The following is a 25,690-nucleotide window of genomic DNA, read 5'->3' as shown; positions in this document are numbered from 1 at the left end:
ATCAACACGTCATCCGCCCCATGCTCGCCCGCCGCCGCGCTCATCGCTCGTAACTCGACTTCTGGTCGTTGAAGCCTTCGACTTTTCCGCAGCGTCATAAGCCGCGACAGCGAACGCGAACACAGCCGGCAGCGCATTCGATCGGCCAAAGTCGACGGCATCATCGGTCTCGGGGAACTGAAAGTCGTCGGGCCGTTGAAACAACCCAAGCATTACGGGATCGTGCCGGCTGGCAAAACCGAGATCCGCGAGCGCTTCCGCTTCGATCGCATGCAGAAGCCGCCAGGTGAGCGGCACCTCCTGCACGATGTATCGCGCCGCAATGTGCCGGACGATGTGTTCGAGGTCACGCGCTGCGGACTTGAAGCGCAGCGCAGCCAGATCCTGTTCCTTGTTCAGTTCGTTCATTCTTCGGCTCCATCGGACTGCGTATACTGTACAAACATACAGTACTCGCCGCAAGCCGGGTGTACGCCGCAGAATTGCGATTCAGGCTATCCGTGAATGACGACAAGCAGGGCTTTGGCCTCGCCTTTCCCCGCGTTGCGGATCGCATGCGGCTCGTCGGCGACGTAGCGTGCGGTGTCGGCGGTCTTCAGGCGCTTCGTGGTGCCCGCCGCTTCGATATCGATGGAGCCATGCAGCACGGTCAGATGCTCGCGCGTCCCCGGCTCATGCGCGCTCGACACCAACGCACCACCCGCTTGCAGCGTCAGTTCGTACCATTCGAATTTCCCCGCCAGTTCAATCGGCCCCCATACGCGTAGCTGGTATCGCGCGTCATGGCCGCTCAGCGTCGGGATCTCATGCGGGCCGGAAACGGCCACCGGCTCCGGCGCTTTCTGCGGTGCAAACAGCGAATCGAGACTGACGCCCAACGCATTCGTCAGCCGCCACGCGACGGCGATCGTCGGATTCGCCTTGTCGCGTTCGATTTCCGACAGCATCGATTTCGACACCCCGGCCGCGCGCGACAGATCGTCGAGCGTCATTTTGCGTTCACTGCGCAATCGTTGAATCTGCTCTCCAACGCGCGGCGGCGCCGCAACCGACTGCGCTGCCGTGGCCGCCGTAGACGACGAACTCCTGCGCGTTCCCGAACTTGCCATTTCCTGACCTATCGTTTAGAGTTGTTCGACATATCGAACTTTAGTTCGAAAAAACGAAAATTTCCGATAAAACTGAAGCCGACTATAACAGGCCGCCGCGCCGCATGGTGCGCTGCAGAGCCGTCCATTCAAGGAGCCGTTTCATGCGTGACCCCTTCTTCGCGCATCTGCGCAGCACGCTCGACCAGATTCGCGCCGATGGTTTCCACAAGACCGAGCGCGTGATCGCGAGCCCGCAATCGTCCGATATTCGTCTCGAGAGCGGCGCCGACGTGCTGAACTTCTGCGCGAACAACTATCTCGGCCTCGCGAACGACGCGCGCCTGATCGCCGCCGCAAAAGACGGGCTCGACCAGGACGGCTTCGGCATGGCGTCGGTGCGTTTCATCTGCGGCACGCAGACCGTGCACAAGCAACTCGAACGCGCGCTGTCCGCATTCCTGAAGACGGACGACTGCATCCTCTACTCGAGCTGCTTCGATGCAAACGGCGGCCTGTTCGAAACGCTGCTCGACGATAACGACGCCATCATCAGCGACGAACTCAATCACGCGAGCATCATCGACGGCGTGCGTCTGTCGAAAGCAAAGCGTTACCGCTACAAGAACAACGACCTCGCCGATCTCGAAGCGAAGCTGCGCGAAGCCGATGCAGCGGGCGCGCGCTTCAAGCTGATCGCGACGGACGGCGTGTTTTCGATGGACGGCATCATTGCCGATCTCGCGGGCATCTGCGATCTCGCGGACCGCTATGGCGCACTCGTGATGGTCGACGATTCGCACGCCGTCGGCTTTATCGGCGAACACGGACGCGGCACGCCCGAACATTGCGGCGTGCTCGATCGCATCGACATCATCACGGGCACGCTGGGCAAGGCACTGGGTGGCGCATCGGGCGGCTACATCGCGGCGCGCCAGGAGGTCGTCGATCTGTTGCGGCAGCGCTCACGTCCCTATCTGTTCTCGAACACGCTAACGCCGAGTATCGCCGCCGCATCGCTGAAGGTGCTCGAACTGCTCGCCAGCGACGAAGGCAAGCAGTTGCGCGAACGCGTACGCGCAAACGGCGCGCATTTCCGTCAGGCGATGAGCGCGCACGGCTTCACGCTCGTGCCGGGCGAACATCCCATCATTCCCGTGATGCTCGGCGATGCGCAACTTGCATCGAACATGGCCGACGCGCTGCTCAAGGAAGGCGTGTACGTGATCGGCTTTTCGTATCCCGTCGTGCCGAAAGGCCGCGCGCGCATTCGCACGCAGATGAGCGCCGCGCACACGGCGGAACAGATCGATCGGACCGTCGATGCATTCGCACGCGTCGGCCGTTCGCTTGGCGTGATTTGAAACGGGGCATCACTAGCAATGAAAGCACTGGCAAAACTCGAACGCGCACCGGGCCTCACGTTGACCCGCGTGAAGAAACCCGAAGTGGGCCACAACGATGTGATGATCCGCATCACGCGCACGGCCATTTGTGGCACCGACATCCATATCTGGAAGTGGGACGACTGGGCGCAGAAGACCATTCCCGTGCCGATGCACGTCGGTCATGAATATGTTGGCGAAATCGTCGAAATGGGCCAGGAGGTGCGCGGCTTTTCGATCGGCGACCGCGTGTCGGGCGAAGGGCATATCACGTGCGGATTCTGTCGCAACTGTCGCGCGGGACGTCGTCATTTGTGCCGCAATACGGTTGGCGTTGGCGTGAATCGCGAAGGCGCGTTTGCGGAATATCTCGTGATTCCCGCGTTCAACGCGTTCAAGATTCCGCCTGAAATCTCCGACGATCTCGCCGCGATTTTCGATCCGTTCGGCAACGCGACGCACACAGCGCTGTCGTTCAATCTGGTTGGCGAAGACGTGCTGATCACGGGCGCGGGACCGATCGGCATCATGGCCGTCGCGATCGCGAAGCACGTGGGCGCGCGCAACGTCGTGATTACCGACATCAACGATTACCGCCTGGAGCTTGCTCGCAAGATGGGTGCGACGCGCGCGGTGAATGTGGCGCGCGAATCGCTGCGCGACGTGATGAGCGACCTGCACATGACGGAAGGCTTCGACGTGGGCCTCGAAATGTCGGGCGTGCCGAGCGCGTTCACGTCGATGCTCGAAGCGATGAACCACGGCGGCAAGATCGCGTTGCTCGGCATTCCGCCTGCGCAGACTGCGATCGACTGGACCCAGGTCATCTTCAAGGGCCTCGAAATCAAGGGCATTTATGGCCGCGAGATGTTCGAGACCTGGTACAAGATGGTCGCGATGCTGCAAAGCGGACTGGATCTCTCGCCGATTCTCACGCACCGCTTCGCCGTCGACGATTACGAACAGGCGTTCGCCACGATGCTGTCAGGCGAAAGCGGCAAGGTGATCCTCGACTGGACCGTCTGACAGCACCACGCGCGTATAAATAGAATCAACTCGCAGCGCGCGGCCGCTCAGCCTCTGCCTGAATGATGAAGTGAATATCGTCGCCCACTGCGGGATACCACGTCGTCAGACCAAACTTCGAGCGGCTGAACTGGCCGTCCGCTGAAAAGCCGAGCGTATCGGCTTTCGTCAGTGGATCGACGCCGTAGCCATTGAACGTCACATCGAGCGTCACGGGCTGCGTCACGCCGCGTATCGTCAGATCACCCGTCAGCTTGCCGCGCGCGTCGCCCGTGCGCTCGAAACGCGTGCTGACGAAGCGGATCTGCGGATTGCGCTCCGCATCGAGCATATCCGTCCCCTTCACCATTTTGTCCAGCTGCGGGACATTCGTGTCGATGCTCGCCGCGTCGATCGTCACCGCGACCTGGCTCTTGTCGAGCCCGCCTTCCTTCCAGTCGATCTCCCCCGTCACGCGATCGAAGCGCATCGTGAAGCGCGTGTACTTGAAGTGATCGACGTTGAACGTGACACTCGTGTGATGCGGATCAAGCTTGTACTGGCCGACAGGCACGCGGGCCTCCGTTTGCGTGACCGTATGCGTGACGACCTGCAACGGCGTACATGCGCCCAGCGCCGCTGTCATCGCAACCGCGGCCACGGCGCGGCGAAAAATGATGCTCATGACACTCATCCTTTTGAACGGTTCTCCAACACGATAATGCCTGAAGCGCCGAAGTGACCGCAAATGCGAAGCGAGCGAATACTTGACGAAGGAGAATGATCGTTCTACCCTTCGCGCATGGCTACTCTCGACGACACGACTGGCAGCGCGCGCGAACGGCTGCTCGACGCCGCGGAAGCGCTGATTTACGCGGGCGGCATTCACGCAACGGGCGTGGATGCGATCGTCCGGCAATCGGGCACGGCGCGCAAAAGTTTCTACACGCATTTCGAATCGAAAGATGCGTTGGTGGCGGCCGCGCTCGAGCGGCGCGACGAACGCTGGATGAAATGGTTTATCGAAGGAACCTTACGCCGTGGCAAGCATCCGCGCGCGCGCATGCTCGCCATGTTCGACGTATTGCGCGAATGGTTCGTATCGGAAGATTTTCATGGCTGCGCGTTTCTCAACGCCGCGGGCGAGATCGCTTCGCCTGACGATCCGATTCGCGTCGTCGCACGCGAACACAAGGAGCGTCTGCTCGCCTTCGTGCGCGCGCAATGCGACGAATACGTCGCATCGACGGGCGGCGATAGCCGGCGCGCGGCGCGGCTGTCGCGGCAATGGCTGATCCTGATCGACGGCGCGATCGGCGTCGCGCTCGTGAGCGGCGACGCCGATGCCGCGCTCGACGCGCGCGCCGCAGCCGGGCATCTGCTCGATTCCAACAGTGCAAGCACCCGCTCGTCCAATGGGCGAGCGTCCACCTGACGCAGTTCAACGAGGAACCATCATGGCTGATATCGAAAGACGTCCTCCCGTCCCGCCCTTCACGCGCGAGACGGCCATCCAGAAAGTGCGCGCCGCTGAAGATGCATGGAATACGCGCGAGCCTGAGCGCGTGTCACTGGCTTACACGCCTGATAGCAAATGGCGTAATCGTGCGGATTTTCCCACGGGACGTCCGGAGATCGTCGCGTTCTTGCAGCGTAAATGGGCGAGGGAACTCGACTACCGGCTGATCAAGGAACTGTGGGCCTTCACCGACAACCGCATCGCCGTGCGCTTCGCCTATGAGTGGCACGACGACTCGGGCAACTGGTTCCGTTCGTATGGCAACGAGAACTGGGAATTCGACGAGAACGGACTGATGGCGTTTCGCCACGCGAGCATCAACGACAAGCCGATCCGCGAAGAAGATCGGCTGTACCGCTGGCCGCTGGGCCGCCGTCCGGACGATCATCCGGGGCTGACGGAGCTGGGCTTGTAATCCACGGTCATATCGACGGTGAACGCGCGCGCGGCGCGTTCACCGGACCGTAACCGTTTGTTCGCTATCGTTGGCGTTTGCGCGCGTGCTGTCGTTCCGAGCGCACACTCCATCTCACTGCAAGATTTGTGGGGTAGAGTGCGCGACTGGAGAGGAATTCGACACTAATCGCGACATTCAGACGCCGGCGCGCGACCGGTTGCGGAGAGCACATGCCGTTTGGAAAGATCAAGAACAAGATTCGTCGAGCATGCGCGGCGGCAGCGGTAGCAGGCATCGGTTTGATGGGAGCGTCGGGTGTGCAGGCAGCCGACTGGTGCAGCGGCGGCGTGTGGGTCGATGCCATGCTCGGCTCATATCACATCAACCCGGACCCGGGCACCGACTTCGAGCAGTTCAATCCTGGTCTTGGCGTCGAGTGCTGGCTCAACGGGCAATGGGCGCTGACGGCGGGCGGCTTCCGCAATTCGTTGCGTCGTCCATCGTGGTACGGCGGCGGCGTGTGGGCGCCCGAGTTCGTGCACTGGGGCTTCATTCGCCTTGCCGTGATGGGCGGCATTATCTCCGGCTACAACTACGGCAACTGGGGACTCGGCCACGATCACACGATTGGACCCGTGGCCGCGCCGATCGTGATGGTCGAATACAAGCGCGTCGGGGCTAACTTCATTGTGATTCCGCCTATCCCTTCCGATAACCTGCCTTTCACAATCGGGTTTCAGGTGAAGGTGAAGTTCTGAGATCGGTTCACTCGTCGTGATGGGTGAGGCTTTTCGGGAGTCACACATTCGGTGAGCGGGCGACGCAATAGTTGCATCACCTGACGCGCCAAAACCCCGCTATAAAGGCTGCAAAAGCACGCGCGGCATTCAAACAGGTGGCCTCGCAACGAGCATGCGCTCATCAAAGGTGAGGTTTTGCGGGATGCCAGATACCCATCCGACGTGCTCCTGAAACCTCTCACCTTCACGAGGCAACTGTGCAAATCCAGCGAGCACGACGATCACCGCAAGCTCGCCGACGCCGTTCATAATCGCAGGCAACGCGACCTATCGCATGCGGCTGAAGGCGTCTATGAATGATTCGAAACTGGACTGGAGCGACGTGCGGATCTTCCTTGCCGTCGCGCGCTGCGGCACGCTGGGCGCGGCCGCGCGCCAGCTAGGACAGACCCAGCCGACCATGGGCCGGCGTCTGCGCGCGCTCGAGGAAGCCGTCGGCCACACGCTGTTTCAGCGCACGGCTGAAGGCTTCGTGCTGACCGACGAAGGTCATGCCGTGTTGACCTACGCCGAGCGCATGGAAGAAGAAGCGCACGCGTTCATGCGTTCGCTTGCGGGCAACGAGCAGCAACTAACGGGCGCGCTGCGTGTCTCGTCGTCGGACTGGTACGGCATTCATGTGCTGACGCCGGTGTTCGCTGGCTTTCTTGCGCGCCATCCGCAGATGTCGATCGAACTGATCACCGATTCTCGCCGCTACAACCTCGCGCGCCGCGAGGCCGATCTGGTGTTCCGCATCACACCGTTCGACGAACCCGACGTCATCCAGCGCAAGCTGATGCACATGGACTACGCGCTCTATGGGCGCATCGATCTCGTCGCGCCCGCGCGCGGTGATGGCGCAGGCCAGTCGCTCATCACCATGGATACCGCGTTCGGCGAGTTGCCCGACGTCGCGTGGATCCGGCAGATGCTGCCGAACGCGCACATCGCGTACGCAAGCAACAACCGCGGCGTGCAGGCGCGCATGTGCGCCGAGGGCGGCGGCTTTGCGGTGCTGCCGTGTCCGCTCGGCGACAACACGCCGGGCCTGCGGCGCATCGATCTGGGCGAAGCGCCGCCGGGCCGCGACGTTTGGCTTGGCTACCATCGCGACCTGAAACGTCTCGCACGTCTGCGCGCGTTGCTCGATGTCGTGATCGAGCGGCTCGCGAACGTGTGAGCCGACCCGCCACCTTCATTCGATTTCAACCACGATCTTGCCGCGCGCAGTGCGCTCTGTGATCGCGTCATACGCGCGTTCCGCCGATGCGAGATCGAAGCGGCGCGGATCGAGATACGGCGCAAGCTTGCCCTGTTCGGCAAGACGCGTCGCCTCGGCGAGCATCTCGCCGTGATGCGCGCGATGCTGACCGGTGAGCAACGGATGCAGCGTGAACACACCGGAATACGTGGCCTCGCGGAACGACAGCGGCGCGAGCGCATGCGTGCCCCAACCGAGCGCGCTCACGACATGCCCGAAATGCCGGACGGCCGCGAACGATGCATCGAGCGTTGCGCCGCCGACCGTATCGACGACGAGATCGAAGCCTTCGCCCGCGGTCAGTTCGCCAACATATTGTTCGACCGTGCGCGCCGCGTAGTCGATCGGCGTCGCGCCGAGTCGCACGACGAGATCCTGATCGCGCGCGCTCGCCGTTGCGAAGATCCGTGCGCCGAGCGCGCGCGCCAACTGCACCGACACGTGCCCGACACCGCCCGCACCGCCTTGCACGAGCACGGTTTGACCCGCCTGCAAGTGCGCGCGGTCGACGATGCCCGCATACGAGGTGATGAACGCGAGCGGCAACGCAGCGGCTTCGCGCATCGACAGATTGGACGGCTTGTGTGCGAGCAGTTGCGCGTCGACGGCCGCGTATTGCGCAAGCGAACCCTGGATGCCGCCGACACCGCCCGTCATCCCATAGACCTCGTCGCCGATCTTGAAGCGCGTCACGTCCGCGCCGAGCGCGACGACCACGCCCGCGAGATCGATGCCGAGCACGAGCGGCAACGGATGACGCGCATGCGCGGCGCTGCCCGCGCGAATCTTCGTGTCGAGCGGATTGAGGCCGCTTGCGCTGATCCGCACGAGCACTTCGCCGCATGCCGGTTCGGGAATGGGCATCGTGGTCGGTACGAGGGGACCTTTGTACTGGCTGAGAACGAGGGCTTGCATGGACATGTTGTGCTCCGGCAGAAGATGAACGCAGTTGACGGAAGACATGATCGGCGAATCCAGAACCCTGGTAAATCAACGATTTAGCACGACGACCAAACAGAATTGCATGGTCGTGGACAAGCAAGTGGAAGCGCAGTTCATTACCTGGGTCTGCGAACAGAAGACAGCGGCAAGCGCGCCGCGTGGCGTAAAGGTGAGAACTTACGGGAGTGAGCGAAAAGCCCTCGGAACGCGCAACGCCACAAAGTGCAAGCCCTTGATGGATAAGGCTTTGCGGGCATCGTCAAAGATGCCGTGACGAGTGCGGATCGATCAATGGTGAGAGTTTGCGGGACCTCTGCAAAGTGACGTCGACGCGCACGTCCCGGCTCACCTTTAGCGCAAGCGGGATTAACGTCAGACAAGACCGCTGATGTTCCGGCCATCGCGATGCGACAGCACGTCGGCGAGCCGTTCCATCGAAACAGGCTTGGTCAGGTGATAGTCGAAGCCTGCCGCGAGCGCGCGCGACTTGTCGGATTCGGAGGAGTAGCCCGTCAGCGCGATCAGGAACATGTGCGCCAGCGCCTTGTTCGAGCGGATGGCGCGCGCCACTTCGAAGCCGTCCATCTCCGGCATGCCGATATCGATGATGCCCACCTCGGGCAAGGCCTGCGCCGCGACCTTCAACGCATCGCGGCCGCTGCGCGCGATGATCACATCGTGACCTTCGAGTTCGAGCAGCAGATGCAGCGCGTCGAGCGCGTCGGCGTTGTCGTCGACGAGCAGGATACGGCTTGGCTCGGCGCTCGCCGCGGCCGACGCCGCCGTTGCATCGTGCGCGACGCGCGTCTCACGGTCGAGTATCGGCAGCCGCAGGACGACGCGCGTGCCGAGCCCGACGCCCTGGCTGTCGAGCGTAATGGTGCCGTCGTGCAGTTCGATGAGCCGCTTCGCGACCGCGAGCCCGATGCCGAGTCCGCCTTCTGAGCGGCGCGCGCTCGATGGCGACTGCGCGAACAGTTCGAACACATGCTCGAGCGCGTCGGGACTCATGCCGACGCCGTTGTCCTCGATGACGATCGACACCATGCCGCTGTGCGCTGCCTCATCGGCGGCGCTATCCGTGTCGGTTTGCACGCGCAGTTGCAGTGTGCCGCCCGCAGGCGTGTATTTCGCCGCGTTCGACAGCAGGTTGCCGACCACCTGGCTCAGCCGTACATGATCGGCGCGCACATAAACGGGCTCATCGAGCCCTTCGATCACGAGGCGATGCTTGCGTGCGTCGATGTGATGCTTGAGCGCCGTGATCGCGTCGTACACGATTTCGTTCAGCGACGTGCGGCTGTACTTGATCGCGAGCTTGCCGTGCCGCAGGCGCGCGGCATCGAGCAGGTCGTCGACGAGCGTGCGCAGCTGGCGCATCTGCCGTTGTGCGATGGCGAGGACATCGTTGGCCTGCTCCTGGCCTGCGCACAGCAGCTTGAGCGCGGCAATGGAACTGTCGATGGGCGCCATCGGATTGCGCAGTTCATGGCCGAGCATCGCGATGAATTCGTCGCGCCGATGCGCTGCGTCTTCCAGCGCGCGCCGCGCCTGTTGCGCGGCCTCGGTTTCCGCTTCGGCGGCCTGTTGCGCGTCGAGCAGCGTGAGCGCCGCGCCCGCGAGCACGGCGAGATTGCCGAGCAGGCGCACGTCTTCGCGATCGAAACGATGTGCATCGTGTGACGCTACCCAGATCGCGCCGAGCGGCTTCGACGCGGGGCAACGAATGGGAATCGGCGTGATGATGCCTTCCGTGATGACCGCGCCCGCATCGCGCAGGCTCTTGAAGAAGGTGTGCGGCTCGACGAACAGCTGCGGCGCGCCGAGTTCGAGCGTCATCCCGCACGGACATTCGGCCCACGCTGTGGTTTTGCCTTCGAACGCCGCGCACGCGCCGGCGACCGCGCGCCAGCGGAAGACGGCTGCGCCTTCGGTCGTCGTTTCAAGCAGGCTGATGCCCGCGCTGCCTGCGCGGCACGCGCCGAGCGCCGCATCGGCGATGGCTTGCAGCAAGGTGTCGCGGCGTCCCGTTTGCGCGCTTGCGACGGTGACGAGCGTGCGGACTTCGGCGGCATGATCGGGTGCGCGCGCCGGCCGGTCTTTCAGATCGTCCGTGCGCAGTACGCCCGCCCGGCGGGCGCTTTCGATACCGTCACTCATAATGTGCGATAGAGAATGGTTCGCCGGGTGCCGTCGCGCCGGCACCCGGCGAACCGGAGTTTATCGATGCAGTATAGGCGTTGCGTCCGGGATGATTGCTGCGGAATTTCGCGGCATCATCATTGGTATGTTCCCTGCGTGTCAACAAAGCTCAACCTCAACGGAGAGACGCGATGAACCAGCAAAAGACGTATGGAGGCGGGTGCGCGTGCGGCGCCGTGCGTTTCCGCGCGATCGGTTCGCCGATGCGCGTCGGGATGTGTCATTGCATGACATGTCGGCAGGTGCACGGATCGGCCTTCAGCTCTTACGCGATCTTCGACCGCAGCGCCGTCACGTTGACGGGCGACACGCGCGAGTGGCGAAGCTCGGAACAGGGCCGGCGTCATTTCTGTCCGCTGTGCGGATCGGTGGCGTTCATGATGTACGCCGATCGCGATGAAATCGCTTTACCGCTTGGCGCTTTTGACGAGACGGGACTGTTCGAGCCCACGTATGAACTCTGGTGCAAGCACAAGGAACCGTGGCTGCCGCGCGGCGTGCGTCCCGAATACGACGAGGAGCGTGCGCACTAGTCTGTGCGGAACCACTTCACGCAGGCGCTGCGCGACCGGATCGATCCGCCCGCGCAGCGTCACATCGGATATCTAGCTGTGCTTCTTCGGAATCTTTGCGCCTGACTTGCGCGCCTGATTCAGCGCAATGGCGACAGATTGCTTCTGCGATTTGCCCGCCTTCTTTTCGGCCTTGACGTTGTGCCCGATCGTTTCCTTCGATGTGCCTCGCTTGAGTGGCATGTCGCTCTCCTTTTCCCATTGCAAAGACGCATGGCGTTGCGCTGCGGCTCATCTATTCGAGCATGCGCCGTTCCTGACGAGCGCCGTGCACATCGCACATGCGGCCAGACGTGCCGCGCATCGCGCTCGTGAAGCGTCGGCCGAAAAGCGGTACGTCGCTTGCTGAAAGGGAATGCAAGGACGTCAAACACAGGAGCATCTCGTGAATACCGTTTCGACAGCGGGCGTCGCGACAGCGGCAATTTTTGCCGCGTCGGCATGAACCGTCGCGCATTCGTGTGCATTCACTGCGCAGAGGAATGCGTCATTTCAACCGGTATGCCGACGAAAGCGCCGAGTCCGGCATCCACAGGGAGGGGAGTTGCAAGATGACAAGGCCACGGATGATTTTCCCGAAAGCGCGCAATGCTGTGGCCTCGAAACCTGAGTCGACGGACGACTATCAGATCTACGCCACGTACCGCCGCACGACTGAAGGTTCGTACATGGGCCAGTTGAAGGTTGTCCGCAAGACGGATGGCCGGTTGCTGTTTCCGTTCACGGGCGCGCCCGACATCGGTCCGTTCACCGACGGCGACCAGGCGCGCGAAGCCGCGCAACGTCACGGCGAAACCGTCGTGCAGTCGGATCTCGACAATCCTGAACCGTGAGGTCCCGGCACTAAACGGCCACTAGGCCGTCGCAGTCATGGCCGGCTGTGGATGGCTGGCCGGTTCGAGGGTCGAGAAAAAGCAGAGGTTGTTCTTGCCCATGTTCTTCGCGACATACATCGCACGGTCCGCCCGCAGAAGCAGTTGTTCCGCGTTGGCAGCGTCGTCGGGATACAGGCTGATGCCGATGCTTGGTGTGACGCTCACTGCGGCGCCGGGAAGCGCGATCGGCCGGCCGACTGCATTGAGCACTGCCCGCGCCACGGGTTCGATCTGCCGCATGCTCCCGACCTCTTCCAGAATGACGACGAACTCATCGCCGCCAAGCCGCGCGACCGTATCGCTTTCGCGGACGCTATGCACGAGCCGCTCGGCGACGGCTTTCAATACGTCGTCGCCGACGGCGTGCCCGCGCGTGTCGTTGACCTGCTTGAAGCCGTCGAGATCGATGAACATGACGGCGATGTGCATTCCATGGCGTTTCGCGCGGGAGATGGCGTGCTTCAGACGCTCGTCGAGCAGCACGCGGTTGGGCAGTCCCGTCAGCACGTCGTGCGTGGCGAGGTTGCGCAGACGCTGCTCGTGCTGATGGCGTTGCGTAATGTCGCTGAGGATCGCCACATAGTGCGTGTATCCGCCGTCGCGTCCTTGCACGCCTGCAATGGACAGCGCCTCCAGATAGATGTCGCCGCTCTTCTTGCGGTTCCACACTTCACCGTGCCAGTGACCCGTTTCCTTCAGGCTTCGCCAGAACACGCGATAGAACTCGGGCGACTGACGGCCCGAGCTCAGCAGCCTTGGATTGCGCCCCAGCACGTCCTGTTGCGTGTAGCCGGTGACCCGCGTGAAGGCAGGGTTCACCCGCTCGATATTGCCGTGCGAGTCAGTGATCATCACGCCGTCGCGCGTCAGGTCGAACACGCGATTGGCCAGCCACAAGTGATAGCGCGATTCGCTCAATGCGTCATCGCGCTGGCGCATGAGCCAGATCGACACGCTGACCGCGCCCGCCACACAGATCACGATGCACGCGAACGTCGCCCAGAACATCGCGCGAAAGATGGATTCGCTTTTGCCGGCAAGCTCCGTCGCCTGCAACGTGTTGGTGTCGATGCACTTGCCTACGAGCACATCGAAACCGTTGAGAAACTCGATGTTGCCGTCGAACCACTTGGCCGCCGCTTCGTAATCGCCTCGTTCCAGTAACGCGACAGCTTTTCGGAGAATCGCGCGGAACGTCGGCAGACTGTTCGCGATCTTGCCAGCGAGCAATGCTTCGGGCGGGGAACTGACGCCGGACGGAAAATACGCCCTCCATGCGTTCTCGATGCGCACCTCGTCTGCCTGGACCACCTTCAGCGATGCGGCCGTCCTCATGGGATCGCGAAACTGGTTCGCCTTCCAGAATTCGCGGCGCGCATCGAGCGAGGCCGCGCGGAGCTCGTTCAATTGCGCGATGGGAAGCATGTTCCCCCGATACAGCGTGTCCGTGTGCGCGTCGAGCCTGGAGAGCCCCGCCAGGCCGCAACTCGCGAGCGCAATCAGCACGGCGACGCTGGCGAACAGTATGCCGGCAATCCGGAAACGGTAGAGACGCGTGATGGTTTTCATGCAATGTCTAAAGGCGAGGGCAATACGGTGCGCGGCGGCGCGCAGTCCGCTCACGGCTTGCGTCGGTACGGTCGAAAAGGCCAGAGTGTCAGTGCGTGTGGTGCGAGGCCGCGAGAGGCGTCGCTGTTCGCATCGTGATCGTGCTGCTTACGAGGGTCTTTGCGAGCTGACCCTTTCATTCCCCCGCGAACCGGCGCGGACGGCATCGAGCGAACATGAGATTGACGAAAAATCGGGCAACGCTCAATGATTTTTGTCACTTCGCGGACACTGTGTGCATACGCGCTGCGCTCTCGCAGACACAGATCAGATTCGAGGCGCTGATGGGAGCGTGCAGTTCACGGGCAGCCGCTTGCATCCGCTGCCTATAATCACGCGACGATTCCCGCGCCGCATGCGCGAGAGGACAACGGAGACACACGATGAAGCGAAACAGCGCACTGGTGATCGGCGTCGGCGCGGAACTCGGACTGGGCGCGGCGCTGTGCAGGAAGATCGCCGCGAACGGGTATCACGTGTATGTCGCGGGCCGCACGCAGGCCAAACTCGACATCGTGACGAACGGCATTGCGAGCGGCGGCGGATCGGCGGAGTCGTTCGCGATGGACGGCACATCGGAAGCGGACATCATGCGTCTTTTCGACCGGGCGATGTCGCCGCCCGACGATATCGATGTGCCTTCGCTCGTCATCTATAACGTCGGCAACAACCGGCATGTTCCGTTTCGCGACCTGACGGAAGCGCAGATGCAGGACTTCTTGCGCTCCGGGCCGGTCGGCGGCTTTCTGGTGGGGCGCGAAGCGGCACGGCGTCTCGCGCCGCTCGGCCGTGGCACGGTGATCTTTACGGGCGCATCGGCGAGCTTGCGCGGCAAGCCCGGCTTCGCGCATTTTGCCGCGGCAAAAGCCGGGCTGCGGATGGTCGCGCAAAGCATGGCGCGCGAGTTCGGGCCGCTCGGGCTGCATGTCGCGCATGTGGTGATCGACGGCGGCATCGACGGCGAGCGCTTGCATGTCTCGCGTCCGCAGGCTGCCGCCGAGCGCGGCGAAAACGGACTGCTGAATGTCGACGCCATCGCCGAAGCATACTGGCAGCTCCATCTTCAGCATCCGTCCGCATGGACGCACGAAATCGATCTGCGTCCTTTTAAAGAGCCGTTCTGACCGCGCGGACGAGGCGCGCGCAGTTGCGATCAGCCCGTACCCATGCGGGTCTGATCGACGAATTTCTCGGTTGCGTCGTCGATCTTGCGGCCTTTGCGTCCCGCCGGGCCGTGCACATACAGCACCTTGACGTTGCTCTCTTCCGGCAGTTGCGCGGGCGGCGGCGTCATCTCGTAGCGCACTTCGCGCGCGTGATCGCTCAATTGCAGATTCGGATTGAACACCGAGTTGAAGCGCCACAGCATGCGCACGAAGTTGGTCTGTCCGCGCATCAGCAGCGAAGCCGCTTCGCCCGCCGCGCGATACAACGCGCCCCAGCCGAGATGTTTGCGGTTGAGCACCTGTTGCGTGCGTACCAGTTCCGCGTAGAACTCGGCTAGCGGCAGCTTGGTCGGCAGCACGGCATGCTGGATGTCGTAGAGCCGATAGTCGAGGCTCGTCAGTCGCCGTTGTTCGCGCAACCATATTTCCGTGCCCGGATACGGCGTGGTCACGCTGATGTTCACGATCTCGGGAATCTCCAGACACCATTGCCGGATCGTTTCGAAACGCTGGTGATCCCAGTCGGGATCGGCGATCAGATTGATCGCGACCGTGATGCCGAGCGAGCGCGCGAACGCGAGCGCCTCGAAGTTCTTGTCGACATCGATACGCTTGCGAAACGCCTTCAGCCCTTCGGCGTCGACGGCTTCGAGTCCGATGAACATGTATTGCAGACCGAGCGTGCGCCAATACTCGAACACTTCCTTGTTGCGCAAGAGCACGTCGCCGCGCGTCTCGAGGTAATACTTCTTGCGGATGCCGCGCCGCTCCACTTCGCGTCCGATCGCCATGCCGTGATCGGCATGTACGAAGGCGACGTCGTCGACGATGAACACGCCCGGTTCGCGAATCGACGCCAATTCGTCGGCAATGACTTCGGGGCTGCGCGAACGATAGCTACGTCCATAGAAGGTCCACGCGCTGCAGAACGTGCAGTCCCACGGGCAGCCACGCGCAAACTCGATCGACGCACACGGATCGAGCACGCCGATGAAGTACTTGCGCCGGTGTCGCAGCAGATCGCGCGCGGGGCGAATCTGGTCGAGGCTTTCGGTGAAGCCAGGCGGCGGACCTTCGCCCTTGCTCGTGACGACGCCCGGAATGCGTAATAGCTCGCCCTTGCGCGCAACGGCAGTGAGCAGCTCGACGACCTTCGCTTCGCCTTCGCCTTTGAGGATGCAATCGATCGCACCTTCCGCGTGTTTCAGCATGTCGCGCGCGGTGAACGACGCGCTATGTCCGCCGACAAATACGAAGCAGCCCGGCAAATGCGCCTTGATCGCCTTCGACAGATCGATGATTTCGGGGATATTCGCGAGATAGTTGGCCGAGAAACAGACCACGTCGGGCCGCCACGTGCGGACGAGATTGTGCAGCGCGCGATGGGATTCGACCTGCAGGTCGATCAGGCGGATATCGTGGCCGGCTTCGCGTATCACGGCGGCGACCGTTTCGAGTCCGAGCGGCTCGAGGCGCAGATACACGCGGGTGTACATCAGGCCACTGGGGTGAACAGCGAGCACCTTCATGAGATCTCCTTGCGGCGGAAAGGGCGCGCCTGCGTGCTGGGACGCTGCGTGCCGGGCTTTCGTGCTGGTATCCCTGGTACGGGTCGACTGCTGAGCCTGTGCGTCCTGCCGGACCTCACCGCAGTGGGCTCTACCCAATTCTACTTGTCATCGGGTGGGCTTGCTCGGTGGGGGCGTAGTGGGGAGGTGAGGGTTTTCGGGAGTCAAAGGGTGGCTTGCATGTGGCGGGCGCCGGCGGGGCAACCCTTTGCGTCAAACTCAGTCCGGCCTCCCGTCATGGTCGCCGAGCGGTCTGGTCGGCCAGTCCACCCAGCGATCCGGGCGAGTACGTTCATGCGCTTCGTTGAGCGGATAACGAATACGGTTATCGTCGCGCGGACGTTCGCCGATCACCATCAGCCTGACGTCCTCCTTCGTATTGTTGATGAAGGTATGGCAGATGCCAGTGCCTGCCGGAAACGCGACGGAATCGCCTTCAGCAATGGGATAAAGCGTGCCGTCGATCCATACGTCGGGCTTGCCTTCGAGCACGTACACGAACTCCTGCTCGGTACTTTCGGCATGTGGATACGACGTCCTTCGGCCAGGCAGAAGCCTTACGTGATGAATGCCAATACGCGTAATGCCGAGTGCGGCGGAAAGCGGCGCGTCCAGCGCCATTGGCTCGGTATCGCCGGGATAGGAATGCGCATCCGGTTGTTCGAGTTCAGTCCAGTGTTTGATGAAATCCGGTCGGCTCATCAGTGGTTCTCCTTTGGATTGAATTTCGATAATAGCGGCTTGCGGGAAGGACAAGACGCCTTCGTAGCGCGGGATCTTGCGTGCCGGTCAGGATGGTGAGATATCGCACCGCGATGCGGACTGAGAAACCCAGACGACCGGGCTCGCGCGGAGCAGAATCAGCACCTTTACGCATCGCAGCAGGATCGCAAGCGATGCCGAGAGTTCCCTCCCTCACTGAGCAGGATGCCGCCAGTCCTCCCACGCATCCCGCACCCGCAGCGCAATACGCTTCCACGGCGGATCGGCGAACAGGATCAGCGCCCCAAGCGCGAGGCATCCACAGACGAGAAACGTCCCCCGATAACCAAGACCCGCGACCAGCACACCCGACAATACACCCGACAGAATCGACCCAACCCGCGAAGCGTTGAAGAACAACGCCGTCGCCGCGCCGGGCGAACGCGGAATCAGGTCCTGCATATACGTCATGCCAAGACACGACGTGACGGCCACGACGAATGCATTGAAAGCCTGCATGGGGATCAGCACGTTGACCGTGCCCGCAGCCGCGACTGCAATGAAATACACCACATGCACCGCCGCGCACGCCGCGAGCCAGTTCAGCTTGTTGAGCGTCGAGCCGCGCGCGCCGAGCGCGAGCATCATCGGAATTTCGAGGAATGCGCCGAGCCCGAGCATGATCGACACATCGAGCCGCGTGCCCTTCAGGCCATGCACGACGTAAAGCGGCAGTACGATCATCGTCGCGTTCGCGGCGAGGCCGATCAGGGTCAGCGCGACGACAGAACGCCAGATCTGCCGCTGCGTGCCGGGCGCATGAGGCGGCGCGGGCGGCGGCGGCTCAGCGGGCTCGGTGACGGTCGTCACTTCAAGCGACGAGGCAGGGTCCCCCGCATAGTGCGCCGGCGTGCTGTGCGGATCGCCAGCGGGCGATTCGCGCATGCGCCACACGATCGCGCCGCATGCCGCGAAGCATGCCGCCGCGAACAGAAAGAGCCCGTAAAAGCCCGCGCCCGCCAGCACCAGCGCGCCGACGGACGGCCCGAACACCCACGCCATCGACAGCACCGTGCGCAGCGTCGCCAGCGCGAACGAGCGCTCCGCTTCGTCGTGCACGGGCAGCGCCGCGCGACCGAACGAGAACACCAGCGACATCGCCGAGCCGCCCGCGCCGAGAAACGCCACACCGATCACGAGTAGCGCCAGATAGTTGCGCACGAAACAAAGCAGCAGAAAGCCGAGCGAGGCCGCGATCAACGCCGCGAGCAACAGCGCGCGATGATGCCCATGCTTATCCGACCATTTACCCGCCCACGCGCTTGCGACCACACCGCTCGCCGCAATCAGCGTCATGAACAGACCGAGTTGCAACGGCGTCATGCCCGTCTGCTCGACGCCGAACAACGACAGATATGGCGCGGTGAACGACATCGCGATGCCCAGCATCAGCGTCGCGCCGGCAAGCGGCATGAAAGAATGAATGCGCGTGAGACTGGCGAAGCGGGAGTTCATCGAGGGCGCGTGTTCGAACTGTGGGATGCGGGCGCAAGTGGGGAATCGCACACGGAAGAGGCATTGTCGAACGCAAAGCGCATCGCGCGCAACGCAGTTTCGTCATGTTGTGCAAAGAATGCGCGCCGCATGCGTGAAAACAGCAGAAGCCCGCCCGGCATCAAGGGCAAGCGAAATGCAGCGACGTGAAGCGCTTAGACTGATTGGCTCGTTACGTTGACACGCTTTGACAGATGACTGAACTCAAAGGCTCGATCGAATCCTACATATTGGCGAAGGACGGCAACCGTCCGCATCTGTTGACGGATGCATTCGCGCACGATGCGTCTTTGGCGATGACCGTGAAAACGGCCGCCATCGCGTTTCCGCAGGAAACGCATGGGCGCGATGCGATTGCGTCCGTGCTGGTGAGCGACTTCGCGCTGAAGTACGAGAACGTGTACACGTTTTGCGTCGGCGCGATGCCCGCCGCTAACCAAAGCGAGTTCTCGTGCGACTGGCTCGTCTGCATGACGGAAAAAACGACGGGCGCGGCGCGCGTTGGTTATGGCCGCTATGAGTGGACGAGCGATGCGCGATCGTCGCGAGTGACGCGGCTGCACATCACGATCGAAGAGATGTCGACATTGCCCGCAGAATTCGCCGGGAGCATATTGAATTGGGCGAACCGCTTGCCATACCCGTGGTGCGCGCGCGACGCGCTGAGCAAAGACGCGCCCGGCATCGACACCGTTCAGCGCGTCATCACGCATCTGACGCGCTAACGCACCAGTTGATCGCCTTCGAGCGCTGCCGGCGCGCCATACGTCCACGCGTGATTGCGCGAACCGTGGCCGATCGGAAAGCCGGCGTAAATCGGCACGCCGTACGGCTTCAACAGATCGACCATCATGTCGTGTAACGTGAAGTCTGCATTCTCAGGCAGCGGACAGCGGATGAAATCGCCGAGCACGAAGGCACGCGCGCCATCGAACACACCCGCTTCGCGCAACTGCATGACACTGCGGTCGATTCGATAGGCAAGCTCGGTCACGTCTTCGAGCAGCACGATCGCGCCGTCGCAGCGCGCCTGCCATTGCGTGCCCGCAAGACTCGCGAGCACGGTAATGTTGCCGCCCCCAAGATGTCCTTCGACACGACGTGCATCCGAGCCATACAGAAGCTGCAACGGCACGGGCGCGGCGCGCTCTTCGTGCAGCTCGGCGAGCATGCTGGCGCGCGAAGCGTCGTCGAGTTTGGTCGCGAGCCCGTTCAACGTGGGACCGTGAATCACGCGCACGTTCGGCATGCCATGCAGCGCACCGAATAGCGCAGTCGCGTCGGAAAATCCCACGAGCGTTTTCGCGCACGGCACAGCATCGGGCAGCGCATGCAGCGTATAAATGCTGCCGTAGCCGCCGCGCGCAACCCAGACGATATCGATGGAAGGATCGGTCAACGCGCGATGCAGATCGGCGGCGCGGTCTTCATGCTTGCCCGCGTGATAGCGATAGCGGTCGCGCACATGCGCGCCGACCTGCACGCGCAGGCCCCAGCTTTCGAGCAATGCGATGCTTTGCTCGACGTGCTGCATGTCGGGCACGCCCGCCGGCGCGACCACGGCGACTGTCTTGCCTTCCAGCTTCATGCGCCCGCCTTTTTCGCGAGCAGCGCGGCCGTTTCCGGCGCGCCCATGCGGCTTGCGGCATCGGCGGCCGACACGCCGTTCGCATCGCGCGCGTCGGGATTTGCGCCATGCGCGAGCAACAGTTCGACCATTTCCGTGCGATTGAACATTGCGGCGATCATCAACGCCGTGCGTCCGTCCGGCGACGCGCCTTCGACGTCCGCGCCATGCGCGAGCAGTGTCTGAACGACATCCTTGAAGCCCTTGAAGGCCGCGCCTGCGAGCGGAGTCTGTCCGTTGTCGTTACGCAGGTTCGGGTCCGCGCCGCGTTCGAGCAGCACGCGCACAGCGTCCGCATGGCCGTGATAGGCGGCGAGCATCACGAGGCTGTCGCCTTTCTCGTTGCGCAGATTGGGTGGCGCACCTTTCTCGATGACGGCAGCCAGCATGTTCGCTTCGCCGCGCCGGGCTGCGTCGAATATTTCGCGCGCCACTTCGAGCAGATCAGGATCGATGTCGTCTGGGCTGCGCTTGTCGTCTGTCATGAAGCTTCTCCACTGTCGAACGAACGTCGCCGTTCGCACGGCGCGTCAGGTACAGCAGAGGATACAGGCAATGCCTGCTTGATGTTGCCCTTGGCCGGGTCACGCGTTGCCTGGCAAAGGGATGCGCAACGAAGACGGAAAGAAGCGTTGGTTCGCGCGTTTCGGTGACGGTGAGCGTTTTCGGGAGCTGGCGTCCCACAACCGTTACGCCTGCTTGCGGATGGTCGGCTCCGCGTCGCCGTTTGCCATGATGCGGTCGAGCCGGGCGCTCGCATCCGTCAGCGCGCTGAGCGGCGCGCGCTGCAATTGCGCGTCGTAAGTGCTGACGATGTGCGAGAGCAGCTCGATATGCGCTTCGTCGATACGCCACTCGTCGCTCGTACGGCCGCGCTCGAACGTGACGGCGAGCGCCTGATCCGCGGTGCGCAGCTGATCGTATGTCATCTCACCGTAGCCGAGGTCGCACAGAAAGCCGGTCAGCAGCATCGTCTGCGTGAGCGTCTGCGCGGCACTCATGCTGCCTGCGCCGCGACGCAGCGCGTCGAGGGCAATGTGCACGGGCAGGATCAGCTCGACAGCCATGCTGCGTGGGATGGGCAGAAGCATTGCTTTTGCTTGCCGCGCGCGCGTTGCCTGATTGCTGCCGGGAAACGGGATGGTCTTAGCCATATCGCCTGAGAAAAAATTGGGAATGCTCTAGCGATAACGGCGCAAGGCGGAAAAGATTAAGGGCTGATTTCCCTAATCCGCAAACGTTTGTCAAATCTCATATTTCCCTTTTTTGCGTAACGGTCGAGCGGCTGCTTTAAAGATGCTTGAAATAGAAGGTCGTGCCGCAGGACGATCCATCCGGCATCAACGCATAGTTCGGCACTTCACCGACGCGCTGCCAGCCCGCACGCTCATACACGCGCTCGGCCTCGCCGCCCGTCACGGTATCGAGGACGAGCACGGTCTTGCCTTCGTCGCGGGCCACGGCATCGGCGGCGGCCATCAGCCGATGCGCGACGCCTTGCCGACGCGCGCGGCGATGCACGAGCATCTTCGCGAGATCCGCGCGATGCGGCTGGTTGTCGGGCTGCGCGAGCACGAGCTGCACCGTACCGGCGATGCGCCCGTCCGCGTCTTCCGCGATCAGCAGCGCGCGCTCGCCGCGTTCGACGCCCGCCGCCACCATCTGCCAGAACGCGATCGCCTTGTCGCGCGCGAGCGGCCACATAAAGCTGACGGAAGCGCCGCCCGCGACGCAATCGATCAGCACATCGGCAAGGCTGTCGATGCACTGCGCGGCTTCGTGCGCGCCGACGCGCCGCACGCTAATCGTTTCCGTCATGCGTTTCTCCTCACAGATGAAAAGGGCAGCGTCGACAGCGCCACCAGATAGCGCGCCGGTTTGCGCGTCGGGTTGTGAAACACGGTCGGGCAATCGAGACGCATCGCCACGCAGTCGCCCGCTTCGAGCCGCCAGTGCGCGTCGCCGGCGCTGATTTCCATCGCGCCTTCGATGAGCCAGATCTGCTGATGGATTTCGGCGTCGCGCGCACCGGTCTCGTAGGCGACGCGCTGGCCGGCGGGAAAGTGAACCTCCACTAACTGGATCGGCGACGGCAGCGCCGGCGACAGACTGCGCCGCACATAGCCGGACCCGGGATCGGTCCAGACAGCCTGCTCTGCGGCGCGTGCGAGTGGCGATGGCGCCTCGGCGGGCGTCGCGGACGCTTCGAACAGCGACGCGAGCACGACGCCGAGCGCGGTGGCGAGCTTGTCGAGCACGGTTGCCGTCGGGCTGCTTTGTGCGCGCTCAATCAGCGAGATAGCCGAGCGGCTCACGCCGCTGCGTTCGGCGAGCGCTTCGAGCGACAGCCCGTGGCTGTCGCGCAGTTGGCGCACGCGGCGCGCAATCAGTGCGTTGATATCCATGGCGTCTAGCATACTGGATCAAAATTCCAGTATGTTGGATGGTCAGCGCTTTCGTTACAGTCGAATGCGAGCGTGCAAACTGCTTCGTGCACAATGCCCGGACGTCCCGATTCCCCGAACCACTACGAACCCGAACGATGAGCCGTCGTCCCGCCGTCGCAAGTCAGTCGTCAAGCAGATCGATCGGTAAATCCGTCGGCCTCGCCGCGCTCGTGCTGGCGGGCCTCGTCGTCACGTTGCTGGGCGCGGCGCTGCTCGGTGGCTGGCTGCTGCTGCGCGGCAGTCTTGCGCAGCTCGATGGCACGCAGCGTGCGTCGTTGCTGTCGTCGCCGGTGACGATCGAGCGCGACGCGCTCGGCGTGCCGACCATTCACGGCGCGACGCGAGACGATGTCGCGTACGCGACAGGCTTCCTGCACGCGCAGGACCGCTTCCTTCAGATGGACCTGCTCAGGCGCGTCGCGGCGGGCGAGATGTCGGCGCTGGTCGGCCCGAACGCGCTCGAACTCGACAGGCGCAATCGGCTGCACCGCTTTCGCGCTCGCGCGCATGCCATCGTCGAAGCGATGCCCGCCGATCAGCGGCAACTGCTCGAGCGCTACACGGCGGGCGTCAATGCGGGGCTGGCGGCATTGTCGTCGCGGCCGTTCGAATACTGGATGCTGCGCACGCAGCCCGAGCCTTGGCGTGCCGAAGATTCGCTGCTGGTCGTCTACGCGATGTACTTCGATCTGCAGTCGTCCGAAACGCGCCGGATCCTCGCACGCGCCGTATTGCGCGACCGTGTGGACGCCGATCTGTACACGTTCCTGCTCCCCGCCGCGAGCCATTGGGATGCGCCTTTCGACAGCGCATCGACGCCGCCCGTCGAACCCGCACGCATTCCTTCGACGCGCCCCGACTGGCTCTCGGCACCGAAACCCGCGAGCGTCGCAAGCGAGCAGACTGAGGACGTGAGCGAGTCCGCTGTGGGCAGCAACGGCTGGGTCGTCGACGGCGCGCACAGCGCGCATGGCGGAGCGATCCTCGCGAGCGACATGCACCTCGGGCTGTCGCTGCCGAACATCTGGTATCGCGTTTCGCTGATGTGGCCCGCCGGCGACGGACTGCCGATGCACGCGCTGACGGGTGTGAGCCTGCCCGGCGCGCCGCTCGTGATTGCGGGCAGCAACGGCAAGATCGCGTGGAGCTTCACGAACAGCTACGGCCGCTATATCGACCTGATCGAGTTGCATCGCAATGCTGCCGACCGGTTGCAGTACCGCACGCCCGATGGCGCGTGGGCGCGCGCGACCGTCTATCACGAGCGCATCGACGTGAAGGGCGGAGAGAGCGTCGACTTGCCGGTGGCAGAAACGCGCTGGGGACCGGAACTGACGATCGGCGCGCGCGCGTATGCATTGCGCTGGGTCGCGCACGATCGCGAGGCCGTGAACCTCAATCTGCAAAAGCTCGAAGACGCGAAGACGATCGGCGAAGCGCTGCGCGTCGCGCAAACCAGCGGCCTCCCGACCCAGAACATCATGGTCGCGGACTCGCGCGGCAAGATCGGCTGGACGCTGGCGGGGCCGCTGCCGCAGCGCGATCCGGCCGACGTGCAAAACGGCCCGGACAGCGACACACCGTATGACTCGGCGACGTATAAAGGCTGGCAGCACTATCTGCCGCCCGCGTCGTATCCGAAGCGCGTCGATCCGCCGCTCGGCCGTCTCTGGACGGCGAACAATCGCGTGGTGATGTCGCGCGACGCCATGCTGATCGGTGACTCGGGCGCCGACCTCGGTGCGCGCGCGTCGCAGATTCGCGACGATCTGCTCGCCGCGCCGAGCCCCGACGAACACGCGATGCTGTCGATCCAGACCGACGACCGCGCGCAATGGATCGAGGTCTGGCGGCGCGTGGCGCTCGAAGCGCTCGATGCTGGCGCGCTCGAAGGCCATCCGCAGCGCGCGGCGTTCCGGCAGCAACTGGTCGCATGGAATGGACGCGCGGATGTCGACGCCGTCGGCTATCGCCTCACCCGCGGTTTCTTCTTCTCGCTGTACGACGCGTGGTTCGGCAGGCTCGACGCCGAACTTGCCGGCGCGATGCCGGGCGGCGGCAACGGTAATCCGCCGCTTGGTCTGCGCGTTGCAAACTCGCGCTATGAAGCCGTGATGGAGACGCTCGCCGAGCATCACGCGTGGATGCCGGAAGGCTTCAGGGACTGGCGCGCGTTCGTGCTCGACCGCATCGATCGCACGATTGCTCAGTTGCCACCCGATACGCCGATCGAACAGGCGCGCTGGGGCGAGCGCAATCGTGCGGCCATCGAGCATCCGTTTGCGCGCATCGTGCCGGCGTGGCTGCCGTGGGTGCGCGGCTGGCTCGGCGCGCCGCACGATCCGTTGCCCGGCGATATCAACATGCCGCGCGTGCAGGGGCCGGCTTTCGGCGCATCGGAGCGGATGATCGTGTCGCCGGGACGCGAGCAGAGCGGCATCTTCGAAATGCCGGGCGGACAGTCGGGCCATCCGCTGTCGCCATACTTTCTCGCCGGTCACGAAGCGTGGGTGCGCGGCGAGAAGACGTCGTTCCTGCCGGGCGCGCCCGTGCATCGGTTGATACTTGGCCGGACGGGGCAATGATTCTGTGTTGAAGGTTTGAGTGGAGTGTCCGTATGGAGAAGGAACGCAGCAGCGATCTGCTCGCGGTGCGCGATCTGTTGAGGCAGTTCGTCGACGAGCGTGACTGGTCGCGCTTTCATTCGCCGAAGAATCTCGCGACGGCATTGAGCGTCGAAGCGAGCGAATTGCTGGAGCCGTTTCAATGGCTGCAGTCGGGCGAAAAGAACGAACTCGCCGATGACAAGCTCATCGCAATCCGTCACGAGATGGCCGACGTACTCGCGTATCTCGTGATGCTTGCCGACCGTCTCGACGTCGATCTGTATGCGGCGGTGCTGGAGAAGATCGAGTTGAATCGCGCGAAGTATCCGGCGCACAAGGTGCGCGGCGATTCGCGCAAGTATTCCGAGTACGGCGGCGATTAGC

27 protein-coding genes are annotated in these 25,690 nt (G+C 63.3%); 12 read left to right on the top strand and 15 right to left on the bottom strand.

The genetic code is table 11. The features are described 5' to 3' along the window. Nucleotides 1-9: 9 nt before the first annotated feature. Nucleotides 10-408: a DUF2471 family protein gene (locus SB822_RS05040; RefSeq protein WP_410854190.1), complete on the bottom strand. Its 399-nt coding sequence runs from the start codon at nucleotides 406-408 to the stop codon at nucleotides 10-12. Between the two features lie 86 nt (nucleotides 409-494). After that, the gene (locus SB822_RS05035) at nucleotides 495-1,109 is read right to left on the bottom strand and encodes a helix-turn-helix domain-containing protein (RefSeq protein ID WP_039900673.1); all 615 of its coding nucleotides are present in this window, start codon (nucleotides 1,107-1,109) and stop codon (nucleotides 495-497) included. A 143-nt stretch (nucleotides 1,110-1,252) separates the two neighbouring features. Here SB822_RS05035 and SB822_RS05030 point away from each other — a divergent pair, with 143 nt between their 5' ends. Both SB822_RS05030 and tdh read left to right on the top strand, forming a co-directional pair. Next, nucleotides 1,253-2,452 carry a glycine C-acetyltransferase gene (locus tag SB822_RS05030; RefSeq protein WP_410854189.1) on the top strand — a complete coding sequence of 400 codons (1,200 nt, stop codon included), beginning with the start codon at nucleotides 1,253-1,255 and terminating at the stop codon, nucleotides 2,450-2,452. 18 nt (nucleotides 2,453-2,470) lie between these two features. Then, nucleotides 2,471-3,499, top strand: coding sequence for an L-threonine 3-dehydrogenase (gene tdh / locus SB822_RS05025; protein WP_079500567.1), 1,029 nt, complete (start codon nucleotides 2,471-2,473; stop codon nucleotides 3,497-3,499). Between the two features lie 25 nt (nucleotides 3,500-3,524). Here tdh and SB822_RS05020 read toward each other — a convergent pair whose 3' ends face one another. Beyond that, the gene (locus SB822_RS05020) at nucleotides 3,525-4,163 is read right to left on the bottom strand and encodes a YceI family protein (protein ID WP_410854188.1); all 639 of its coding nucleotides are present in this window, start codon (nucleotides 4,161-4,163) and stop codon (nucleotides 3,525-3,527) included. Between the two features lie 117 nt (nucleotides 4,164-4,280). Here SB822_RS05020 and SB822_RS05015 point away from each other — a divergent pair, with 117 nt between their 5' ends. The 4 genes from SB822_RS05015 to SB822_RS05000 all read left to right on the top strand — a co-directional run bounded on the left by SB822_RS05015 (nucleotide 4,281) and on the right by SB822_RS05000 (nucleotide 7,356). Beyond that, a complete protein-coding gene (locus SB822_RS05015) occupies nucleotides 4,281-4,913 on the top strand; it encodes a TetR/AcrR family transcriptional regulator (RefSeq protein WP_079487582.1) in 633 nt (210 codons plus the stop codon). A gap of 22 nt (nucleotides 4,914-4,935) precedes the next feature. Continuing rightward, a complete protein-coding gene (locus SB822_RS05010) occupies nucleotides 4,936-5,412 on the top strand; it encodes a DUF1348 family protein (RefSeq protein WP_007732839.1) in 477 nt (158 codons plus the stop codon). A 212-nt stretch (nucleotides 5,413-5,624) separates the two neighbouring features. Continuing rightward, a complete protein-coding gene (locus SB822_RS05005) occupies nucleotides 5,625-6,152 on the top strand; it encodes a hypothetical protein (protein ID WP_410854187.1) in 528 nt (175 codons plus the stop codon). A gap of 334 nt (nucleotides 6,153-6,486) precedes the next feature. Continuing rightward, nucleotides 6,487-7,356: a LysR family transcriptional regulator gene (locus SB822_RS05000; RefSeq protein ID WP_054933261.1), complete on the top strand. Its 870-nt coding sequence runs from the start codon at nucleotides 6,487-6,489 to the stop codon at nucleotides 7,354-7,356. Between the two features lie 15 nt (nucleotides 7,357-7,371). Here the strand turns inward: SB822_RS05000 and SB822_RS04995 are convergent, their stop codons facing one another. Together SB822_RS04995 and SB822_RS04990 are read right to left on the bottom strand one after the other, a co-directional pair. Next, a complete protein-coding gene (locus SB822_RS04995) occupies nucleotides 7,372-8,358 on the bottom strand; it encodes a zinc-dependent alcohol dehydrogenase family protein (protein WP_410854186.1) in 987 nt (328 codons plus the stop codon). Nucleotides 8,359-8,751: 393 nt separating this feature from the next. Beyond that, nucleotides 8,752-10,539: an ATP-binding protein gene (locus tag SB822_RS04990; RefSeq protein WP_410854185.1), complete on the bottom strand. Its 1,788-nt coding sequence runs from the start codon at nucleotides 10,537-10,539 to the stop codon at nucleotides 8,752-8,754. Between the two features lie 173 nt (nucleotides 10,540-10,712). Between SB822_RS04990 and SB822_RS04985 the strand changes: the two genes are divergently transcribed. Next, on the top strand, nucleotides 10,713-11,114 hold the full coding sequence (locus tag SB822_RS04985; RefSeq protein WP_007582876.1) for a GFA family protein: 402 nt from the start codon (nucleotides 10,713-10,715) through the stop codon (nucleotides 11,112-11,114). 72 nt (nucleotides 11,115-11,186) lie between these two features. Here SB822_RS04985 and SB822_RS04980 read toward each other — a convergent pair whose 3' ends face one another. Continuing rightward, nucleotides 11,187-11,336, bottom strand: a complete 150-nt coding sequence (locus tag SB822_RS04980; protein WP_007582875.1) for a DUF6496 domain-containing protein — start codon at nucleotides 11,334-11,336, stop codon at nucleotides 11,187-11,189. Between the two features lie 368 nt (nucleotides 11,337-11,704). Between SB822_RS04980 and SB822_RS04975 the strand changes: the two genes are divergently transcribed. Beyond that, the gene (locus tag SB822_RS04975) at nucleotides 11,705-11,986 is read left to right on the top strand and encodes a DUF6723 family protein (protein ID WP_007732825.1); all 282 of its coding nucleotides are present in this window, start codon (nucleotides 11,705-11,707) and stop codon (nucleotides 11,984-11,986) included. Nucleotides 11,987-12,007: 21 nt separating this feature from the next. Here SB822_RS04975 and SB822_RS04970 read toward each other — a convergent pair whose 3' ends face one another. Beyond that, a complete protein-coding gene (locus SB822_RS04970; protein WP_410854184.1) occupies nucleotides 12,008-13,597 on the bottom strand; it encodes a diguanylate cyclase domain-containing protein in 1,590 nt (529 codons plus the stop codon). A 422-nt stretch (nucleotides 13,598-14,019) separates the two neighbouring features. Between SB822_RS04970 and SB822_RS04965 the strand changes: the two genes are divergently transcribed. Continuing rightward, nucleotides 14,020-14,760: an SDR family NAD(P)-dependent oxidoreductase gene (locus SB822_RS04965; RefSeq protein ID WP_007732823.1), complete on the top strand. Its 741-nt coding sequence runs from the start codon at nucleotides 14,020-14,022 to the stop codon at nucleotides 14,758-14,760. Between the two features lie 29 nt (nucleotides 14,761-14,789). Here SB822_RS04965 and hpnR read toward each other — a convergent pair whose 3' ends face one another. The 3 genes from hpnR to SB822_RS04950 all read right to left on the bottom strand — a co-directional run bounded on the left by hpnR (nucleotide 14,790) and on the right by SB822_RS04950 (nucleotide 18,587). Beyond that, complete coding sequence (gene hpnR / locus SB822_RS04960; RefSeq protein ID WP_114222089.1) at nucleotides 14,790-16,331, bottom strand: hopanoid C-3 methylase HpnR; 1,542 nt, start codon at nucleotides 16,329-16,331, stop codon at nucleotides 14,790-14,792. A gap of 258 nt (nucleotides 16,332-16,589) precedes the next feature. Beyond that, a complete protein-coding gene (locus SB822_RS04955) occupies nucleotides 16,590-17,072 on the bottom strand; it encodes a cupin domain-containing protein (RefSeq protein ID WP_079487587.1) in 483 nt (160 codons plus the stop codon). A 213-nt stretch (nucleotides 17,073-17,285) separates the two neighbouring features. Next, nucleotides 17,286-18,587: a sugar efflux transporter gene (locus SB822_RS04950; RefSeq protein ID WP_079500560.1), complete on the bottom strand. Its 1,302-nt coding sequence runs from the start codon at nucleotides 18,585-18,587 to the stop codon at nucleotides 17,286-17,288. 233 nt (nucleotides 18,588-18,820) lie between these two features. Here SB822_RS04950 and SB822_RS04945 point away from each other — a divergent pair, with 233 nt between their 5' ends. After that, the gene (locus SB822_RS04945) at nucleotides 18,821-19,351 is read left to right on the top strand and encodes a hypothetical protein (protein ID WP_086918303.1); all 531 of its coding nucleotides are present in this window, start codon (nucleotides 18,821-18,823) and stop codon (nucleotides 19,349-19,351) included. On the opposite strand, the gene SB822_RS04940 is transcribed toward SB822_RS04945, so the two are convergent. The 5 genes from SB822_RS04940 to SB822_RS04920 all read right to left on the bottom strand — a co-directional run bounded on the left by SB822_RS04940 (nucleotide 19,348) and on the right by SB822_RS04920 (nucleotide 22,658). Further along, complete coding sequence (locus SB822_RS04940) at nucleotides 19,348-20,214, bottom strand: LD-carboxypeptidase (protein ID WP_410854183.1); 867 nt, start codon at nucleotides 20,212-20,214, stop codon at nucleotides 19,348-19,350. The genes SB822_RS04945 and SB822_RS04940 overlap by 4 nt on opposite strands. Beyond that, nucleotides 20,211-20,738: an ankyrin repeat domain-containing protein gene (locus tag SB822_RS04935; RefSeq protein WP_007582862.1), complete on the bottom strand. Its 528-nt coding sequence runs from the start codon at nucleotides 20,736-20,738 to the stop codon at nucleotides 20,211-20,213. Before SB822_RS04935 ends, SB822_RS04940 begins: the two co-directional genes overlap by 4 nt. 204 nt (nucleotides 20,739-20,942) lie before the next feature. Beyond that, a complete protein-coding gene (locus tag SB822_RS04930) occupies nucleotides 20,943-21,407 on the bottom strand; it encodes a hypothetical protein (RefSeq protein ID WP_007582861.1) in 465 nt (154 codons plus the stop codon). 136 nt (nucleotides 21,408-21,543) lie between these two features. After that, entirely contained in the window at nucleotides 21,544-22,071 is a 528-nt protein-coding gene (locus SB822_RS04925) for a GNAT family N-acetyltransferase (protein WP_007582859.1), read from the bottom strand. Continuing rightward, the gene (locus tag SB822_RS04920; RefSeq protein WP_410854182.1) at nucleotides 22,068-22,658 is read right to left on the bottom strand and encodes a helix-turn-helix domain-containing protein; all 591 of its coding nucleotides are present in this window, start codon (nucleotides 22,656-22,658) and stop codon (nucleotides 22,068-22,070) included. Before SB822_RS04920 ends, SB822_RS04925 begins: the two co-directional genes overlap by 4 nt. A 137-nt stretch (nucleotides 22,659-22,795) precedes the next feature. Between SB822_RS04920 and SB822_RS04915 the strand changes: the two genes are divergently transcribed. Both SB822_RS04915 and SB822_RS04910 read left to right on the top strand, forming a co-directional pair. Continuing rightward, complete coding sequence (locus SB822_RS04915) at nucleotides 22,796-25,285, top strand: penicillin acylase family protein (protein WP_410854181.1); 2,490 nt, start codon at nucleotides 22,796-22,798, stop codon at nucleotides 25,283-25,285. A 32-nt stretch (nucleotides 25,286-25,317) separates the two neighbouring features. After that, nucleotides 25,318-25,689, top strand: a complete 372-nt coding sequence (locus SB822_RS04910) for a nucleotide pyrophosphohydrolase (protein ID WP_079487606.1) — start codon at nucleotides 25,318-25,320, stop codon at nucleotides 25,687-25,689. Nucleotide 25,690 lies beyond the last annotated feature (1 nt).

Origin of the sequence: Paraburkholderia sp. SIMBA_054, from assembly GCF_046534875.1 — a bacterium.
Taxonomy (GTDB): Bacteria; Pseudomonadota; Gammaproteobacteria; order Burkholderiales; family Burkholderiaceae; genus Paraburkholderia; species Paraburkholderia hospita.
Note: the sequence above shows the minus strand (reverse complement) of the source record. Positions and strands in the feature narration are given on the sequence as shown.

What these genes read in the sequence shown, in the direction of transcription:
- SB822_RS04925 (WP_007582859.1), bottom strand. Translation starts at nt 22,071, where the DNA reads ATGACGGAAACGATTAGCGTGCGGCGCGTCGGCGCGCACGAAGCCGCG.
- SB822_RS04915 (WP_410854181.1), top strand. Translation starts at nt 22,796, where the DNA reads ATGAGCCGTCGTCCCGCCGTCGCAAGTCAGTCGTCAAGCAGATCGATC.
- SB822_RS05040 (WP_410854190.1), bottom strand. Translation starts at nt 408, where the DNA reads ATGAACGAACTGAACAAGGAACAGGATCTGGCTGCGCTGCGCTTCAAG.
- SB822_RS05030 (WP_410854189.1), top strand. Translation starts at nt 1,253, where the DNA reads ATGCGTGACCCCTTCTTCGCGCATCTGCGCAGCACGCTCGACCAGATT.
- SB822_RS04965 (WP_007732823.1), top strand. Translation starts at nt 14,020, where the DNA reads ATGAAGCGAAACAGCGCACTGGTGATCGGCGTCGGCGCGGAACTCGGA.
- SB822_RS04990 (WP_410854185.1), bottom strand. Translation starts at nt 10,539, where the DNA reads ATGAGTGACGGTATCGAAAGCGCCCGCCGGGCGGGCGTACTGCGCACG.
- SB822_RS04975 (WP_007732825.1), top strand. Translation starts at nt 11,705, where the DNA reads ATGACAAGGCCACGGATGATTTTCCCGAAAGCGCGCAATGCTGTGGCC.
- SB822_RS04945 (WP_086918303.1), top strand. Translation starts at nt 18,821, where the DNA reads ATGACTGAACTCAAAGGCTCGATCGAATCCTACATATTGGCGAAGGAC.
- SB822_RS04930 (WP_007582861.1), bottom strand. Translation starts at nt 21,407, where the DNA reads ATGGCTAAGACCATCCCGTTTCCCGGCAGCAATCAGGCAACGCGCGCG.
- SB822_RS05005 (WP_410854187.1), top strand. Translation starts at nt 5,625, where the DNA reads ATGCCGTTTGGAAAGATCAAGAACAAGATTCGTCGAGCATGCGCGGCG.
- SB822_RS04955 (WP_079487587.1), bottom strand. Translation starts at nt 17,072, where the DNA reads ATGAGCCGACCGGATTTCATCAAACACTGGACTGAACTCGAACAACCG.
- SB822_RS04950 (WP_079500560.1), bottom strand. Translation starts at nt 18,587, where the DNA reads ATGAACTCCCGCTTCGCCAGTCTCACGCGCATTCATTCTTTCATGCCG.
- SB822_RS04940 (WP_410854183.1), bottom strand. Translation starts at nt 20,214, where the DNA reads ATGAAGCTGGAAGGCAAGACAGTCGCCGTGGTCGCGCCGGCGGGCGTG.
- tdh (WP_079500567.1), top strand. Translation starts at nt 2,471, where the DNA reads ATGAAAGCACTGGCAAAACTCGAACGCGCACCGGGCCTCACGTTGACC.
- SB822_RS05035 (WP_039900673.1), bottom strand. Translation starts at nt 1,109, where the DNA reads ATGGCAAGTTCGGGAACGCGCAGGAGTTCGTCGTCTACGGCGGCCACG.
- SB822_RS04910 (WP_079487606.1), top strand. Translation starts at nt 25,318, where the DNA reads ATGGAGAAGGAACGCAGCAGCGATCTGCTCGCGGTGCGCGATCTGTTG.
- hpnR (WP_114222089.1), bottom strand. Translation starts at nt 16,331, where the DNA reads ATGAAGGTGCTCGCTGTTCACCCCAGTGGCCTGATGTACACCCGCGTG.
- SB822_RS05015 (WP_079487582.1), top strand. Translation starts at nt 4,281, where the DNA reads ATGGCTACTCTCGACGACACGACTGGCAGCGCGCGCGAACGGCTGCTC.
- SB822_RS04970 (WP_410854184.1), bottom strand. Translation starts at nt 13,597, where the DNA reads ATGAAAACCATCACGCGTCTCTACCGTTTCCGGATTGCCGGCATACTG.
- SB822_RS04985 (WP_007582876.1), top strand. Translation starts at nt 10,713, where the DNA reads ATGAACCAGCAAAAGACGTATGGAGGCGGGTGCGCGTGCGGCGCCGTG.
- SB822_RS04980 (WP_007582875.1), bottom strand. Translation starts at nt 11,336, where the DNA reads ATGCCACTCAAGCGAGGCACATCGAAGGAAACGATCGGGCACAACGTC.
- SB822_RS04995 (WP_410854186.1), bottom strand. Translation starts at nt 8,358, where the DNA reads ATGTCCATGCAAGCCCTCGTTCTCAGCCAGTACAAAGGTCCCCTCGTA.
- SB822_RS04920 (WP_410854182.1), bottom strand. Translation starts at nt 22,658, where the DNA reads ATGGATATCAACGCACTGATTGCGCGCCGCGTGCGCCAACTGCGCGAC.
- SB822_RS04935 (WP_007582862.1), bottom strand. Translation starts at nt 20,738, where the DNA reads ATGACAGACGACAAGCGCAGCCCAGACGACATCGATCCTGATCTGCTC.
- SB822_RS05000 (WP_054933261.1), top strand. Translation starts at nt 6,487, where the DNA reads ATGAATGATTCGAAACTGGACTGGAGCGACGTGCGGATCTTCCTTGCC.
- SB822_RS05010 (WP_007732839.1), top strand. Translation starts at nt 4,936, where the DNA reads ATGGCTGATATCGAAAGACGTCCTCCCGTCCCGCCCTTCACGCGCGAG.
- SB822_RS05020 (WP_410854188.1), bottom strand. Translation starts at nt 4,163, where the DNA reads ATGAGCATCATTTTTCGCCGCGCCGTGGCCGCGGTTGCGATGACAGCG.